Origin of the sequence: Kitasatospora nipponensis, from assembly GCF_039528135.1 — a bacterium.
Classification (GTDB): domain Bacteria; phylum Actinomycetota; class Actinomycetes; order Streptomycetales; family Streptomycetaceae; genus Kitasatospora; species Kitasatospora nipponensis.
On sequence record NZ_BAAALF010001150.1, the window covers coordinates 1 to 521 of the forward strand.

The 521-nt window shown below is 64.3% G+C and carries 1 pseudogene; it reads left to right on the plus strand.

Annotation, left to right across the window (positions count from 1 at the left end):
- Nucleotides 1-521: pseudogene (locus ABD323_RS45365) on the plus strand (MFS transporter); the annotation flags it as partial.

A 521-nucleotide genomic window follows, 5' to 3' on the forward strand; every position in this document is an offset into this window, starting at 1 on the left:
ATCGCTGTAGTCGCCTTCGTCGGTGCTCGTCTCGTCATCGCACAACAGCCCGCCTCGCGGGTTCCGCTGGATCTGACCGGGACGGCAACCAGCGTTGCTGGTTTGACTGCACTTGTCTTCGCGCTGACCGAAGTCCCACGCAGAGGATGGGGCGACATCCTCGTCGTCGCACTCCTCGGCTTCGGGGCCGGGATGCTGGCCGTGTTCGTCCTCCTCCAGCGCATCAACACACACCCCCTGTTACCGCTTCGGATCCTTATCGACCGCACACGGGGCGGGGCGTTTCTCGCCATCGGTCTTCCGCAGCTCGCGCTCTTCGGGTTCTTCCTGGTGCTGACCTACTGGTTCCAACAACTGCTCGGATACACGCCGATCCAGGCCGGGTTCGCCTTCCTGCCACTCGCAGTAGCGATCGCGATCGGGTCCACAGTCATCGCAAGCCTCCTCGCGACCCGACTCTCCCCGCGGCAGATCATCGTCCCTGGGCTCGCCGTGATGGCGGCAGGCATGGTCGTCCTGAT